We start from the raw sequence: 14,971 nt of genomic DNA on the forward strand, positions 1-14,971 counted from the left end.
AGAATGAAACAAACATTAATTGATACTAGGCATGGAACAGACAATCAACACTCTTTTTCAAATGGTAATTGTTTACCTTATACAGGTGTCCCTTGGGGCATGAATTATTTTGCCCCACAAACCAATGGAGAAAATGGCAGTTGGTGGTTCAACCCTCGTGATCGGGTCTTTCAAGGGTTTCGCTTAACTCATCAACCTAGCCCTTGGATGGGGGATTTTAGCTATTTCGTTATGCTACCTTTTAACGGCTCTCTAAAAGAGAAGACTGTATTTCATGCGCAGTCTTCTTACCGACCAGATGAAAGCGTTTTTAAACCTAGTTATTTAGAAATTACGGAGCAACGCTACCAGTTGACCACTCGCTTAATCCCTAGTATGTATGGCGGTGTCTTAACAGCAACATACACACAGCTAGCCGCAGGACTTTTACTTTCATTACCTGGAAAATATCAACTTACTATTGAGGATGCTCATACTGTTTCTGGCTCTATAATAAATTACGCAGGTTGCGAAGATTCCGATTTTTCTTTTTATTTTACTCTTCATTTTCAACAGCCATTATTTTGGGAAGAACCTATAGAAAAAGCGGGAGAAGATGACTGCATTACTTTTTCTTTTGGAGATATTAAAGAACAAGTCATCCAATTTGGCACCTCTTTTATCAGCTTAGAGCAAGCAAAGTTGAACTTATCTCGGGAGTCTCATTGGCAGCCTGAAGATTATCTTAAAAGTTCTCAGGAACAATGGGCACAATATTTGAATAAAATCGACATTCAAGATAAAAATCAGCAACGTCGCTCAACCTTTTATCATAATCTTTATCGAACACTTCTGTTTCCCCAAACGTTCTATGAAAAAGATTCAGAGGATAAAATTATCCACTATGATACTTTAGCTAAAAAGGTAAAACCTGGTTTTCTTTATACTAATAATGGTTTTTGGGACACTTACAAAACAGTTTATCCTTTATATTCATTGATTGCTCAGGAAAAATATGCAGAGATGCTAGAAGGCTTTTTAAACAGTTATCGAGAAAGCGGCTATTTACCTAAATGGTTATCGCCAGATGAACGAGGATTAATGCCTGGAACTTTAATTGATGCCGTGATCGCTGATGCTGCAGTGAAAAAAATCCGTCCTGATTTAATGCCAGAATTTTTGTCAGCTATGATTAAAGGCGCTACCGTTCAAAGTGAAAACCCTAATTATGGTCGTCAAGGAACGAAGGATTACTTGACCTATGGCTATGTTCCGGCAGATTACCATGAGTCAGTCAACCACACGCTGGATTACTGTTACAGCGACTTTTGTATTAGCCAAGTAGCCTCTTCTCTAAAGGACGACGAAGTAAGAGAACATTATAAAAAACAAGCAAAAAATTACTTAGCTATTTTTGATGAGAAAACAGGTTTTATGCGGGCGAAACAAACAGACGGGACATTCAAAAAAACTTTTAACAGTCATCGCTGGGGTGGAGATTACGCAGAAGGAAGTGCGTGGCAAAGTAGTTTTGCGGTATACCATGACTTTAAGGGACTAATCACAGCGTTTGGCGGAAATGAACGATTCCAAGAAAAATTAATTAATCTCTGTAATCAAGAACCCACATTCAATGTTGATGGCTATGGATTTGAAATTCACGAAATGAGTGAAATGGCTGCTACAGATTTCGGTCAATTGGCCATTTCAAACCAGCCAAGTTTTCATTTTCCGTATTTATTTAGTTATATAGGAAAACCAGAATTTGCTCAGCCTTTATTAAAGCAACTGATGGTTCAGGAATTTAATGATAGTCCTACTGGCTACCCAGGCGATGAAGACAATGGCAGTATGGCTGGTTGGTATATTTTCAGTTCATTAGGCTTTTACCCTGTGTGTCCTGGCTCAGGTGAGTATGTCATTGGAATGCCTTTATTTGATAAAGCGGTCATTCATTTATCTAATGGTGAAACATTAACCATCACCGCCAGTCCCAATAAAGAACAACAGCAATTCGTGGATCATATTTGTTCTAACGGAAAGATTCATGAAGAACTATTCTTCACTCATGAACAATTGATGCATGGCGGAACTATCGACTTTACTCTAGGAATCGTTCCTAGACCAAGAATGATTTCACAAACCCAACTTCCATTTAGTATGTAAGCCTAAAAAAACTGAATGAAAGGCTCTTAGATTTGAGCCTTTCCATTCAGTTCTTTCTGTCGATTCTCTGCTATTCTTCCCCAACAGAATGATAGCGATGTTTATACTTTTCCCGAAATTCTTTTGGCGTCAGATCATTCATCTTTTTAAACATCTGAGAAAAATACGTACTGTTGTTAAAGCCGATTTTGTCAGCGATCTCACTTACATTATCATCTGAATATAACAGTAAGTTTTGGGCTTTTTTCATACGATATTGATTCAAGTATTGAGAAAAGCTTTTTTTCGTTTCCTTCTTAAATAATTGACCCAAATACATCACATTTAAATGCAATGACTGAGCTACACATTTCAGTGTCAATTCACTGGCATATTCACAACGAATTTTATCAATCACGTTTTGAACATTTTCCGAATAGTCGTACGCCAACTTTTCACGAGTGATTTGTTTAATCGTAGTGGATAAAATCTCCCGAAGTTTATCTACATTTGATGAATGATTAATATCATCTAAAACTTGCTGATACTCCCCTTCATCTAAATGATTAAACCGACGATAAATATCCATAAATAGCATAAACGTTATATGACGGACATCTTCTGGACGAGCACCGATTTTTTGTGTCTTAGTATAGATGTCAGCGATCGTCGTTTCGATTGTTGTAAAATCACCGACCATCAATGTTTTATTAAAATTAATAATATCCGTAGAAAGATCAAAGTCATCTGAAAAAACGGAATACAGCAAGTTCCCCCCACTTGCTTCATAAAACTTATAGCGCTGCAAGGTTTGGCTTGCTTTTTCAAAACTATCTGGAACATCTTCCCAATCACTCACAGTCTCACCTACACTAATCAGCCAATTGTCGCCTTCATCCCCTTGTAAAGGATTAATTGCTAACAATTGATTCAACTGATACTTCCCGCCTTTAAAAATATGTACAAGTAGGCTTTTATCTCCTAAATTCCTTGAAAAAAACAGTGACTGTTGCTGTTCTTCTAACCATTTAACAACTTTAAGCTTTTGCTCACGAGCTATTTCAATCAACAAGACCGTCCAATCGGCTTTCTCTGAGGTATTGACTAATTGATCCAACTCTTGATAATTATCTATATCAATCTCACCATTGACCCATTGAGACAATAGAATTTCGCTATATAAGCCATCTCTGGTCTCTTGTTGATTACGACTATCCAATCGATTTTTCGCCTTTTTTACACTTTTCAGAAGCTCTAATTTATCTACTGGCTTCATCAAATAATTAATGGCTCCTAGCTGTAACCCTCCTTTTAAAAAATCAAATTCTTGGTAGCCAGACAGAATCATAAATTCAAATTGCCGTGCCTCTTTTTGAGCAGCTTCAATAAACTCTAAACCAGTCATTTCAGGCATTGTAATATCCGTGATCACTAAATCAATAGCTTCTGTTTCCATTATCGTCAAAGCTTCTTTAGCATTCCTCGACGTTCCTTTAATCGAGAAACCTTCCTCTTCCCAAGGTATAATTTTTTTCAAACCGTTAACAATCATATATTCATCATCGACTAGTAAAACATTATATGTCATTGTCTCACTCCTTTGCTGTACAACACAGCGGGTTCGTTATCGCCTAATTTTGTCTAAATCAGATTTAACTTGAAGAACTACAATCATTGAATGACAGTAAAATAGTAATTCCCTTTATCTCATTTGGCGTGATCGTCATCAAAAATGTAGGCCCAAAATACGCACGAAGTCGTTCATTTACATTTTGCAATCCAATCGAATCATGTAATTCTATTTGTTGACTCTCCAACTTTCTTCGGATAAGCATCAACTTTTGTTCTGATATCCCTTTGCCGTTATCACGAATCAAGATATTCACTTGTCCATCAATCAACTGAGCTTTCACACTGATAGCATTGTCGTTTCTTGAAAAATCAATCCCATGGACAAAGTAATTTTCAATCAAAGGTTGTATCGAAAATTTCGGTAAAATTAGCTCTTTTAATCCCTCATCGATCTCAAAGTGATAGGCCACTCGGTCAGGATATCTCATCTGATACAAATAGACATACTTTTCGCAAAAACTTAATTCTTTTTCTAACGTTGTTGTTTTAGCTTGATCCGTATTATTCCTTAACAAGGTTGAAAATGCGTAAACAACATCAGCAAGCTCTTCACTGCCTTCGCTTAATGCATACATTCGGATATATTCCAACGTGTTATATAAAAAATGTGGGCTAATTTGAGACTGTAACGCTCTCATATGTGCATCTTGCTGCTTGATTTCCAGCTTGTATATATCAGCAATATATCGCTCAATATTGTCCAACATCGTATTGATGCCGTTTGACAGCTCTCTTAATTCAAACTGAGTTGTCTCTTCATCGATTCGCGTATTCAACTCCCCTTTAGTGACTAATGCCATCGATTCCATAATAATATCAACCTGATGTGAATACTTCGTAAACGTTCGATACAGCAAATACAACAGGACTAAAATTAAAACCAATCCGCCTAACATTAAAATACGCAAGTCAAAAAAAACAGTGGTAATAATCTTTGACTTAGATATCGTAACCAAGATGTCAAAACCACTCGTTGTTTTCAAATGCTCCAACAAATTTTTCTCAGCCAACTTTTGAATCGGCAACATAGACGTTTCCTTCATATTTTGTTGGATTAACTGCCGGTCTGAGCTGTCATTTTTTTCCGTATACGTCAATAGTTGATACCCTGTATTGGAAAAGACATATGCGGACAATCCGTCAAAAGTAGTTAAATGAGTCAAACTATCAATAATATCTTTTTGAGAAAATTCAACGTAAAAACTTCCTAAAACTTCTAAGGTCACCGGATTGATAATCGGATAAGCTAAATAAAATTTATTATTTAAATGAGGTGTACCATTATTTTTTCCCCCACCTTTATCTTTAACTGTGGAAAGATAGTAACCATCATAATTATTCAAAACTATAATGACTGATTCAATATTGTCATACATGGTATAAAAATTTTTCACCTGACTAGGTAAAAATAAATAATTGCCTGTTTCTAGCTGCTGATCGTAGGAATAATTCAAATAATCCGGAATGGAAGAATCCATATAACGATTTAAGTTATTGATCTTCTCTTGATTATCCGTCAGTCCATTTAGCATTGTTTTCCCTTGCAAATTTTTATCACTGATAGATCGACCAATCATATCGACTGCTTCTTGTGCGGTCATTCTCCCTCTTCCCATCGATTGCCAATAAGTATTCATACCGATACTGAACATACCGATCAAAATCAAAGACACCAGAATCAAGGCATAATTTTTCAGCAGTCGGTTCAACAATGTTTTTTTGCTAAAGGAAGAAGGCAACTTTTTACGCATGAAGACCCAATCGTTGATCAATTGTTTGTCGCCAAGCCTTGGTTGCAGTATAACTCCAAATTTGCATCATAGAAAAAGTTCCAAATAAAATCAACCCTTTGAATTTCCAAGTAATAAACAAAATCAGACTGACTCCAATGGCAATTTTTAATAAATTCATAAAATTAGATAACGTCGAAATAAAAGCCAGCTTCAGCAAGTTTTTTAAACCGATTTCATAATAGCTGTCTAACAATAACCCATATTGAAATGTAACAAGACCATAAATCATAGCGAAAACTAAAAGAAAGTCAATCGCCAAAAATAGTAGTCCTTGAATTTGAACAGATAAAAATAAATTATACGCTAAAGCTGCTAACAACAATACCGTACCATAAAAGAGTAGATTTCCTCTAACAAAATTTTGCTTAAAATAATGCCAACCTTCCTTTAAAGTGATGTCCTTGTAATTAAATTCATGGCTGACAAATAAATCGTTGACTGTTTTCAAGGCTGGTCCAACGCCTGCTACAATCAATCCGCAACAACTAAACAACCAAAAGAATAAATTCAATTTTACAATGACCCAAATCTTGATAAATAACGTTTCCAACGCTTTTCCAATCATCTAACTCTTCCTTTCCAGTACTCTATTAGTATAATAAATAACTCTGGCGTATATTCCAAGTATAAAAGCTCCCTACTAAAAATATACTACGCAATTAATCTTGATTCTTATTTTTATAAAAGAACCAAGCAAAAACGATGAATCATCGAGTCACTTGGTTCTGGTTATTATTCATGTTCTATTTTTTCAAAAAGTCATCATATTGTTTTTGCATTTCAGTCAAGACTTTCTCGTAACCAGCATTATCAAGAGCTTCTTTCAATTTAGGTACTGTCACCTCTGGATCCACTGTTCCTGTATTTAAGCCATCCAGATATTGACTCATAACGTTTGCGATGTTACTTAGCTCTGTTTTTACATTAGATGTGACAAAGTTAAACCCTAAAATCGGTGATGTTTCTGCTTTAGCGATTGATTCATCACGCTCTTTGATCATATCATCCGTGATCGTATCTTGTGTGTATAAAATTTTGTTATTTCCAGTGTTCCAAGCAGGTAAATGTGTATTTGGTTTATATCCATCTAGTAATTTGATCTTATCTTTTTTATCAGGGATTTTTTCCCAAGCTTCTCCTTCAATTCCCCAAACTAAACCATTTAACAGTTCTGGGTCACTATTGATTTGCCCTAAAACTTCGACTGCTTTTTCTTTGTTTTTAGACGTATTTGAGACAACAAAGTTTGCCATTTGAGCTTGTGCTGTTGATTTCAATGGCGTTGTAAATGCTTTAGATACTAAAGTTTGACCAGCAGCATTACTTAAAATTGTATCACCATAATCGTAAGGTCCTTGTGTTTCTTGACGAATGAACCAAGTATTTCCTTCTAAAGGAAATTCAGTATTGCTTGTTGCAGCATCCGATGGAATGTAGCCAGCTTTATACCATTTATGCATTGTTTTTAAAACATCCATAAAATCTTTGTTTTCATATTGATTGACGATTTTTTTCGAGTCGCCATTTAAATCAATAGCGAATGGATAATTATTGCCAATCGGAAAATCAAAGTTCCCTTGTGCTTTAAATCCTTGACCAATCGCAAACGCTGCAATATTAGGTTCTTTTTCGTGGAAGGTTTTAAGCACGCTTTCTGCGTCTTTATATGACTTAATATCATCAATCGATAAGTTGTATTTATCCAAATATTGCTTATTGAAGGTCAACACTTGTTGAGAATACACATTACCGTTGACTGGAAAGGCATATAATTTTCCATCCACTAAGTTTCCTTTGATGTACGCTTCATCCAATTGATCATATGCATCTTTCGCAAATTTCGGTGCTAATTCTGTTAAATCCGCAAAAGCCCCTTTTTGTGCATTCGGCACATAATTATCTGCAAAGGCAATATCATAATTTTCGCCTGAAGATACGATGACGCTCATTTTTTTCTCGTAATCTCCCCAACCGATGTATTGGATATTTAATTTAACTCCTGTTTTTTCTTCGATTCTCTTGTTAGCAACTTCCATCAATGCATCATAATTATCTGGTTTATCACCAATTTGATACATCAATAACGTGTTCTCGTTCGCTTTTTTACTACTACCATCCGTCTGTTCTTTACTTCCACTACCACATGCTGTTAAAACACCTAAGAGAACTACTGCTGTACTTAAACCGGCTATTTTTTTCCAAGTCTTCATCTTTGTTCCTCCCTAATTTTAAAAGCTTTATGAGTTTTGTTATTTTACTCCTTAACTCCGCCAATCGTTAATCCTTTGACAAAATACTTTTGGAAAAATGGATAACTAACGGCAATTGGCAACGTGGAAATAACTACGATTGCCATACGGGCTGACTCACCAGGTATCGCCGCCATACCGCCAGATAGTTGACTACTGGCTCCAGCATTTTGTGTCAGATATTGAATATTATTTTGAATCTTCATCAACAAATACTGCAATGGTACTAAACTGTCTTTTTGAATATAAAGTAACGCATTAAACCAGTCATTCCAATAGCCTAATGCTGCAAATAAGCTAATCGTTGCGATTCCCGGCACGGCTAATGGCAACACGATTTGAATAAATATACGCATCTCAGAAGCACCATCGATCCTAGCTGACTCGATAATTGAATCAGATACTGAACGTTTGAAAAATGTCCGCATCACAATAATATTAAACGGACTAACTGCCATTGGCAAAATCAATGCCCAAATCGTATCTTTTAACTGAAGTAAATTCGTCATCACTAAATAATTCGCCACCATCCCAGGTGAAAATAACATAGTAATTAAACAAAATATAGTGAAAAAACGGCGAAAGGGAAAGTTAGATCTTGAGATCACGTAAGCATATAATGACGTTGCCGTGCTATTGATCAAAGTTCCCAGAACAGTAACCAAAACGGTCACAAATAATGCTTGAAAGATTTTTTCATGCATCTGATCAAACAAATAGGTGTACCCGAAAAAACTAAATTCTTTAGGCCAAAAACTATACCCGTGTGCCGCTAAAGCTGTCTCATTAGTAAATGAAATCGCCACAACAAATAAAAACGGCAAAATACAGGATAGTGCAAAAACAGCGATCAACAGGTTGAAAAATAAATTGACTGGTCGATTAAACGAGCGAATTTCTACTTTTGAAACTGACTTTTTCCTCAATGTTTTCACTCCTCCTTAGAATAATGCCGATTCACTGTCAAATCGACGAACAATCCCATTGGTAATCATCAATAAGACAAAACCAACTGTTGATTGATACAAACCAGCCGCTGCCGTCATACCAATATCCCCAGTAGCTGTCAAACCATTAAAGATATAGGTATCCAGAACAGAGGTGACTTGATATAAGGACCCCGAATTCCTAGGAACATTATAAAACAGACCAAAATCCGCTCTAAAAATATTCCCCACAGCCAAAATTGTCAAAATCGTCATCAAAGGTAATAATTGAGGAATCGTCACATTTTTGATTTGTTGCCATTTACTGGCACCATCCACCATTGCTGCCTCGTAATATGTAGGGTCAATCCCCATAACAGAAGCAAAATAAATAATACTATTATAGCCAATCCCTTTCCATGTACCTATGAAGACTAGGATAAACGGCCAAAATTTCGGTTCACTGTACCAATTAATTGGTGTTCCCCCACGACTCGTAATCCATTGATTGAAAATCCCTTTGTCTGGGCTTAAAAAAGCATACACAAAATACCCAATAATTACCCAAGATAAAAAGTAAGGCAACAGAGACATCGTTTGATACACTTTTACCAAACGTTTATTCCGCAACTCACTCATTACGATCGCAAAAAATACAGAAATAATCAGATTCAAAATAATAAACGTCACATTGTACAAGACTGTATTTTTAGTAATCAAAAACGCATCATTGGAAGAAAATAAAAACTTGAAATTCTCTAATCCAACCCAAGGACTTGCCTTCAAACTAGCGATAAATCCATCAGGAGAAATATGAAAATCCTTAAATGCCACAACGTTGGTCAATACTGGAATATAAAAGAAAAAAATCATCCATACCATCGCTGGGATTGCCATTAAAATCAATGCCTTGTACCGCCAAACATTGGAAATGAAAACTGAGCCTTTTGACTTTCTCTTCATTTACTCAACTCCTCTCCTCAAATTCTCTACATTAGAATTGTAGCGCTTACAAACGAAAATATAAATAAACAAAATATAGATATTTGTATAGAAAATATAGATGTTCAGAAAAATAAACTTAGACAATCTAATCTAAAAAAGTGCTTAGTTCTTAGATTTAGATCTAGTCAAAACACAGTCTCATCACTATTTTTGTACATTAGAACAAAAAAATAGTCAGGCATAAATATCCAAGATATTTGCGCCTAACTATTTTTAAGTTTTACTTTAGTTACGTTTCTTTTGGTAAACAATGTATCCTAGCAATCCAACTACGACAATTCCCATGCCTCCTACAACCCAAGGCCAGTAATTGGTTGGTTGTTTGACAATTTCTACAGCTTCTTTGTTAAGCTTGTCAGCGGCTTTTTTGTCCACTTTAAACTCTTTGGTGAAATTCCACTTCTCTTCACCACTTGTAACATTTATCTTTAACGTATAATCTCCTGCCATCAACTCTTCATTCTCTGCAGAAACATTGAAATCAAATACTGAATAAGGAGCCATTGCTAGTTTGTCTTTTTTAGTCGTATAAAGCAACTCATCTTTTTTGTATATTTTACCTTCGACAGTTGCCTTCTTTAACGTTGTTCCTTTGACATTTCTAAGTGTTGCTAAAAATGACGTTCTACCATTTACAAGACCAGCTTTCACCTCTCCCAGCTGAACTTCTGGTTTGACAACTTGATCTGTTTCAATTAATTTCACACCAATCGTATAAGAAAAGCGATTTTCCAATTGAACACCAGTTGCGCTTTCCTGCGTTTGTTGGGCATCCTGATCGGACTCTGATGAAGCATTGCCATTAAATTCACGAACAAAAAAACCACCCAAAATTTCTCCGTCAAAAGATGTCTCAGGCATCTTCAATTGAAAACTAACTTCCTTCTCTTCTTTTGGTTTCAACGTCACTACTTGTTTTTCTGAAACTAAGTCAGTAAAAGAATGAGGCATTGTTTGATCCAAGGTTGGATTATCGACACTATAGTCTATCATCCCATTATTGTTGGTAAATGCGTCACGAGGAATGACTTCAATTTCTAGCTGTTTATCGGAATAACTAATTAGCTTTAATTTTAGTTCTTGTTCTTGAGAAGGTTTCATTGTTAAATGAAAATAACTAACATCAGTCTTTTGGTTATCTGGCAGTACAGCTTGAACAGAATAAGCCATCTCTTCTGCATTTACCTCAGTAGTATCAATAAAACCAAGCATAAAAATAAGACCCAATACCATAATTAATTTTTTCATTTCAATAATTCCCTTCTACTCTTAAAATAATTTCTTATGTACAAATGGATTTGGAACAATAGCATTCACTGTCCCAAATCCATTTTCTTACTCTATATTACAAGCTAGTTATTACTCTTGTCCAGTTTCAGCATCAACTAAGTTCCAGCTAAGCTCGCCAGTGTAATCTCCAGCAACCACTTTTTTGTTTTTAGTGTATCCGAATGTCATCATCGCATTAGAAAGTCCGATTGTATTCACACCTAATCCAGATGTTTCATTATCAGAAACAATGTTCACGCCTACTTGATCGATAATGATTAAGTCTTGTGCTTTTGTCGTAGGTACTTCTTGACCTAAAATTTTTGATCCTTCAATTAATGGGTTTGCAAGCTTTTGTTCTTTATTTTCTGCATTAACAAACTCTGATAATTTTACATTTACTGTCCATTTTTCGTTAGAACCCAATAAATCGACAACTTGACCTTGGATGATTCCTGATTCATTTTCCATCGGTTTAGATTTGATAATTGAATTGATTGTTGTATTTCCATTTTCGTCAGTTGTTACTGCATCATTCAAGTCAAAATTAAAATTCACGTTATTTGTAAATCCTGTTAAATAAAGATCTCCACCTTTAACTGATGCTTCTGCTTTTGTTGTTGCTTCTTTGGCTGGTACTTCTGCTGCATTCGCTGTTACTGCAAACATGCTTCCTGTTGCTAATAAAATCATTCCTACTGTTAATTTGCTTGTTTTCATAATAAAATTCCTCCTAAGTTGTGTTTAACGAATTGATTATTTTAAAGATAGACGCTATCGGTTCTATCCATTTAAAACGAGTATAATGAATGTTTTCTTTCTATGGCACATCCATCAAATTCCAAGAAATTGTTCCTTGGTAATGCCCTTTGTTCATTGTTGGAGAAAGTTCAGCGTAAATTTTTTGCTCGCTTTTTTCTCCAAAAGTTAATTCTTTCATCCCTTTATGGCTAATGACAATACCATCTTCAAGAGATTGTTTTTGTTTACCTTCCTCAAAGAATAAAGGTAATAAATCGCCAGAATCATTTTTAATTTCTCCAGAAACTTGTAAGGTCCATTCATTACTGCCCACACGTGTATCTTGGATCTTTATGCTTAAATCTTCTGCGTATTTCTTTTGTACTTCTCTTTTTAATGTCCATTCTCCAAAGTTCAGCTCACCAGTTACATCGGCTATGGTTAACATTTCTTTTGGTTGAATCTTAGGCATTTTGATTTCTTTTACTACTTCAATGTCTTCTTCTGTTTTGTCAGTACCAAAAGCTGATGTCTGAACGACGATTGGTTCCTTTAGTTTGGAAGAATCTTTTGCTGCTTTTGCTTTTACTCGAATACGGTATTCTTCTTGAGGTAAAATATCCTTTTTAAAGCGAGCCATTGCCATTCTATGATAATTTTTCTTCGTCTGTTGTCCATCATCTTCTGATATAATGGCACATTCTACTTGACTATCTGGTAATGGTTGATTATTTTTGTCAAGAATCTGAATTTCTTCAAGTTCCAATCCTTCTTCTTCTGGAAACAGGTACTGTGCTTGCTTCCAAGCACCAGAATCAGTATCTTTAGCTATCGCCGAGTTACCAATCTTTCCTTCAAAAATCAGTTCATCATCTTCTTTGATTTCTTTATTTAACAATTGACCGTCTATATATGCTTTGGGGAAGTTTGTGACGGTTCCTTCATTTGCTAAACTAATTTCACTTTTTACTAACGGCTTATTGTAGCTATCTTTTTCATAAAAGCTTGCTTTGTTTATGATTGAAGCTAATTTCACTCCTAAACTGTCATCTTTAACGATTGCATCAAAGCTAAAGGTAATCACTTCGTTAAGAGCCATCGCACTGTCATAGGTGAGTGTCTGACCTTTGATTTGAACATTTGGTTTAGGGTCTCGTTTATTTTGGATATGAACTGACTTTTCATCTAGTGTTAAATACTTCGAAAATTCATTTTCCCAACGGAAGTAAATATTTTTACCTCTGTTTTCTAAATAAATCTCATAATGCAATCGATCACCAGGATGAACTTTAGATAGAAGACCATTTGTATTAGTGACTGTTGAGTCAAAAACATATTTTGTATCTTTTGAAACAATTCGGAATGTACGAGTGATTTTCTCTGATATGTTCCCATCGCTATCTTGAGCCATAAAAGTCAACGTGTGTTTGCCTACTTTATAGGCAGATAGATTGATTTTATCGATTGACCATTCATGTTTTTCGCCTTTATTTGCATTGTTGATCTCTTCAAATTTTGTATACTCGTTATCATCAATTGCATATAACAAATCAATGGTATTATTTCTGTCAGATTCTACTGTACCAATGAGGTTTTCCAAATTTTTACCTTCAAGTAAGCTAGCAGGAATATCAGACTGTAACTTAATTTCTGGTTTACTTATTTCATCTAAATGAATCGCATAAGACATTGTCCGTGTTTCTTGCAATTTAACTTTTTGCTTGTTCCACATCATTGCAAGAGCTGCATCTGAATAATGATCAACGATTTCACCGGGCTGACCATTGCTATCCTCTAGCCCATGAACTTCACCGCCAATAATTGAACGACTTTTGAAAAAGTCACCAGGTTCTGCATAGCGATACCACCAATGGATACCAATACTTAAATCTAGAAAAGTTGCTTTAGCAGACCCCCACTTATTGGGATTCGTTGTACTCATATTCTCTTTAGCCATTTTAAACTGAACTTTATATGGATCATTTTCAATGGAAAGGCCACGACCATTTCCGATGTAGGCAACGTCCGTGCTATCTCTATTGTTCAGCTTAGTATCAACAATTTCTGAAAAGCCGACGTTCATCGGTTGTGGATCACCTATTAGCGGTTTATCTACACGTTTAATCTCAATTTGCTTTTGAATGTCTCCCGTTGCATCATCAAAACTTAGCGTCACACGCACAACAACTTTATAGGAATAAACCAGATTGTGATCCAGAGTAAATTCTCCATATCCTCGAATTTGATTGCCTTTGACTGCTACTGTATTTAACGCAACATTCTCAACTGGTGTATAATCTCCTACTTTTTCAAACGAATAAAAACGAATTCCTCTGCTGTTGGATGAGTTACTTCCATTTCGATAATCAATGCGTTGTCCATTCGTATCTGTTAAGAAAATATTTGTAAGGAATAGATCTTCCTCTTTGGCAAAGCCATAAGAAACTTGGCTTCCTGAGGATAATGGTTCTGATAAAACAGTTTGTTTATTTAGCTGTATTTTCCAACCAGCCTCTCGATCTGCAATAATTTCTTGCATCAAATCGCCAGATCTTGCTTCTTTACTTTCTTTTCTTTGGGAAGCTTGCGTTGTGCTTTCTTTTGTTGTGCTAGTTTCAACATCACTGCTGATTTCAGTTTCTGTCGTCAAACTTGTTTCAGTTTCTGTTTGCGTTGTTTGTTCATCACCTGTTTCAGTTACTGAGGTTTCTTGACTTGTTTCTTGTGTTTCATTTTCTTGTACAGTTGTTTCGGTCGTTTCAGTAAAACTTTCGTCTAGTTGCAATTGGTAAGTAACCTTTTGATTGTTTTGCTCAACGACAACCTCTTGCTCTTTTACCTGACGTACGTCAAAATATAATTGGAAAGGTTCTGATCCTAGATAAACAAATGAAACCGTCTGTTTTTCTTCATTATTATGTAAATTTTGAATCATTTGTTTATTTTCCAAAGTAGTAACGTCAATTGGTGTCTGAGACTTGATTGTTACTTCTTGTCCTGAAACAACTTGTGGTAAAGTGACAACTGCTTGTTCTTTTTCATTTTTATGTATTTTCAAATATGTAGTCTGTTCATTCAATGTTTCTGCGAATACGATCATTGTGCTTTGACATAAGGGACTGACGATTAAAAAAATCACGAGCATCCATAAATTGAATCGTTTAACAACTCTCACTTAATCACCTCTTGTTTTTGTCAAAATTTTTCTGTATACAAAATATAAAAGAATTCA

Annotated in this window: 10 protein-coding genes; 1 reads left to right on the top strand and 9 read right to left on the bottom strand. The window is 35.4% G+C overall.

The annotated features are described in order from the left end of the window. Positions 1 to 3: 3 nt before the first annotated feature. On the top strand, positions 4 to 2,145 hold the full coding sequence (locus tag BCR23_RS10825; RefSeq protein WP_069635501.1) for a GH92 family glycosyl hydrolase: 2,142 nt from the start codon (positions 4 to 6) through the stop codon (positions 2,143 to 2,145). 70 nt (positions 2,146 to 2,215) lie between these two features. On the opposite strand, the gene BCR23_RS10830 is transcribed toward BCR23_RS10825, so the two are convergent. From BCR23_RS10830 to BCR23_RS10870, 9 genes are all read right to left on the bottom strand, one after another. Next, the gene (locus tag BCR23_RS10830; protein WP_069635502.1) at positions 2,216 to 3,712 is read right to left on the bottom strand and encodes a response regulator transcription factor; all 1,497 of its coding nucleotides are present in this window, start codon (positions 3,710 to 3,712) and stop codon (positions 2,216 to 2,218) included. Between the two features lie 64 nt (positions 3,713 to 3,776). Continuing rightward, positions 3,777 to 5,528 (bottom strand): sensor histidine kinase, encoded by a 1,752-nt coding sequence (locus BCR23_RS10835; RefSeq protein ID WP_240482551.1) that lies wholly within the window; start codon positions 5,526 to 5,528, stop codon positions 3,777 to 3,779. Beyond that, complete coding sequence (locus BCR23_RS10840; protein WP_069635504.1) at positions 5,500 to 6,114, bottom strand: YesL family protein; 615 nt, start codon at positions 6,112 to 6,114, stop codon at positions 5,500 to 5,502. The genes BCR23_RS10835 and BCR23_RS10840 overlap by 29 nt, the downstream gene beginning before the upstream one ends. 178 nt (positions 6,115 to 6,292) lie before the next feature. Further along, complete coding sequence (locus tag BCR23_RS10845; RefSeq protein WP_069635505.1) at positions 6,293 to 7,759, bottom strand: ABC transporter substrate-binding protein; 1,467 nt, start codon at positions 7,757 to 7,759, stop codon at positions 6,293 to 6,295. A gap of 44 nt (positions 7,760 to 7,803) precedes the next feature. Next, entirely contained in the window at positions 7,804 to 8,724 is a 921-nt protein-coding gene (locus BCR23_RS10850; protein WP_069635506.1) for a carbohydrate ABC transporter permease, read from the bottom strand. Between the two features lie 15 nt (positions 8,725 to 8,739). Further along, positions 8,740 to 9,687, bottom strand: coding sequence for an ABC transporter permease (locus tag BCR23_RS10855; protein WP_069635507.1), 948 nt, complete (start codon positions 9,685 to 9,687; stop codon positions 8,740 to 8,742). Positions 9,688 to 9,954: 267 nt separating this feature from the next. Then, entirely contained in the window at positions 9,955 to 10,977 is a 1,023-nt protein-coding gene (locus BCR23_RS10860) for a WxLIP family cell surface protein (RefSeq protein ID WP_069635508.1), read from the bottom strand. Positions 10,978 to 11,088: 111 nt separating this feature from the next. Then, positions 11,089 to 11,718, bottom strand: a complete 630-nt coding sequence (locus tag BCR23_RS10865) for a WxL domain-containing protein (RefSeq protein ID WP_069635509.1) — start codon at positions 11,716 to 11,718, stop codon at positions 11,089 to 11,091. Between the two features lie 100 nt (positions 11,719 to 11,818). Next, complete coding sequence (locus BCR23_RS10870; RefSeq protein ID WP_069635510.1) at positions 11,819 to 14,914, bottom strand: hypothetical protein; 3,096 nt, start codon at positions 14,912 to 14,914, stop codon at positions 11,819 to 11,821. Positions 14,915 to 14,971 lie beyond the last annotated feature (57 nt).

Source organism: Enterococcus quebecensis (assembly GCF_001730365.1).
In the GTDB taxonomy this organism is placed as follows: domain Bacteria; phylum Bacillota; class Bacilli; order Lactobacillales; family Enterococcaceae; genus Enterococcus_L; species Enterococcus_L quebecensis.

Bases quoted from the DNA above. Each gene is read 5' to 3' on its own strand.
- BCR23_RS10825 (WP_069635501.1), top strand. From the start codon at position 4: ATGAAACAAACATTAATTGATACTAGGCATGGAACAGACAATCAACAC.
- BCR23_RS10830 (WP_069635502.1), bottom strand. From the start codon at position 3,712: ATGACATATAATGTTTTACTAGTCGATGATGAATATATGATTGTTAAC.
- BCR23_RS10840 (WP_069635504.1), bottom strand. From the start codon at position 6,114: ATGATTGGAAAAGCGTTGGAAACGTTATTTATCAAGATTTGGGTCATT.
- BCR23_RS10845 (WP_069635505.1), bottom strand. From the start codon at position 7,759: ATGAAGACTTGGAAAAAAATAGCCGGTTTAAGTACAGCAGTAGTTCTC.
- BCR23_RS10855 (WP_069635507.1), bottom strand. From the start codon at position 9,687: ATGAAGAGAAAGTCAAAAGGCTCAGTTTTCATTTCCAATGTTTGGCGG.
- BCR23_RS10860 (WP_069635508.1), bottom strand. From the start codon at position 10,977: ATGAAAAAATTAATTATGGTATTGGGTCTTATTTTTATGCTTGGTTTT.
- BCR23_RS10865 (WP_069635509.1), bottom strand. From the start codon at position 11,718: ATGAAAACAAGCAAATTAACAGTAGGAATGATTTTATTAGCAACAGGA.